Source organism: Bradyrhizobium sp. P5_C11_2 (genome assembly GCF_054049755.1).
The window spans coordinates 1-1452 of sequence record NZ_JBFULT010000982.1 but is presented as its reverse complement, the minus strand read 5'-3'; the positions used below and the strand labels follow the sequence as shown (position 1 = coordinate 1452).

Genomic DNA, 1452 nt, shown 5'->3' with positions numbered 1-1452 from the left:
CCTGCGGGCCGATGGCTTACTTCTTCAGCAGCGCGCACTTGCTTTCGGACAGCGGCGTGAAGGCCTGGTCGCCCGGAACGGTGCCGACCAGCTTGTAGAAATCCCACGGCGCCTTCGATTCGGAGGGCTTCTTCACCTCGAACAGATAGGCGCTGTGAATGGTACGGCCGTTCGGCTGGATCTCGCCCTTGCCGAACAGATCGTCCTCGGTCGGGATCGACTTCATCTTCTCGACGACCTTCACGCCGTCATGCGGATTGCCGCCGAGCGCTTCCAGCGCCTTGAAATAGTGACGCAGGCCCGCATAGACGCCGGCCTGCACCATGGTCGGCGGCGCGCTGTTCTTCATGCGCGCGGAAAAGCGCTTGGAGAACGCGCGGGTCTRGTCGTTCATGTCCCAGTAGAAGGTCTCGGTGAAGTTGAGGCCCTGCGCGGTCTCCAGACCGATYGCCTTGACGTCGGTCAGGAAGAGCAGCAGCGCCGCGAGCTTCTGGCCGCCCTTGACGATGCCGAACTCGGCCGCCTGCTTGATCGAGTTGGTGGTGTCGCCGCCGGCGTTGGCAAGACCGATGATCTTGGCCTTGGACGACTGCGCCTGGAGCAGGAAGGAGGAGAAATCGGGCGTGTTGAGCGGATGCTTGACGCCGCCGACGACCTTGCCGCCATTGGCGGTGACGACGGCGGTGGTGTCGCGCTCCAGCGCCGCACCGAAGGCATAGTCCGCGGTCAGGAAGAACCAGGTGTCGCCACCGGCCTTCACCAGCGCCTGCCCCGTGGTGTGGGCCAGCATGTAGGTGTCGTAGGTCCAGTGCACGGTGTTGGGCGAGCACTGCGCGTTGGTGAGGTCCGAGGTCGCCGCACCCGAATTGATGTAGACGCCGTTCTTTTCCTTGATGACGTTGTTGACGGCGAGCGCCACGCCGGAATTCGGCACGTCAACGATGACGTCGACCTTGTCGACGTCGAACCACTGCCGCGCGATCGCGGTGCCGATGTCCGGCTTGTTCTGGTGATCGCCGGAGATGATGTCGATCTTCCAGCCCTTCGCCGTGAGGCCGGAATCCTCAGCGGCCATTTGCGCTGCGAGAGTCGAGCCCGGTCCGCCGAGGTCGGCATAGAGTCCGGACTGATCGGACAGCGCGCCAATCTTGACGGTCTTGTCCTGCGCGGACGCGACGCCGGCTGCGGCGAAGGTGAGCGCGGTGGTCAGCAACAATGACGCAATCAACCTGGTCTTCATGCAACTTTCCTTTTTGAATTTTCTCGTTGGAAGTTCTTCTGTTTGAGCATGATCTCCGCGCAAACGCGTTCCGCGTTTGTCGCGAGGGAAAACCGCTCCACACTTTTCCGGATCATGGTTAGACGCCGAGATAGGAGTGGAGCTTGTCCATATTGGCGGCAAGCTCGGAGTTGGAAAATCCATCGATGATCTTGCCGTGCTCGACCACGTAG

1 protein-coding gene and 1 pseudogene are annotated in these 1452 nt (G+C 61.9%); both read right to left on the bottom strand.

The window, feature by feature from the left end; all coding sequences use genetic code 11:
• Positions 1 to 16: 16 nt before the first annotated feature.
• On the bottom strand, positions 17 to 1240 hold the full coding sequence (locus ACXJL8_RS40920) for an ABC transporter substrate-binding protein (RefSeq protein WP_456687024.1): 1224 nt from the start codon (positions 1238 to 1240) through the stop codon (positions 17 to 19).
• 118 nt (positions 1241 to 1358) lie between these two features.
• Positions 1359 to 1452 (bottom strand): annotated as a pseudogene (locus tag ACXJL8_RS40915) (ABC transporter ATP-binding protein); the annotation flags it as partial.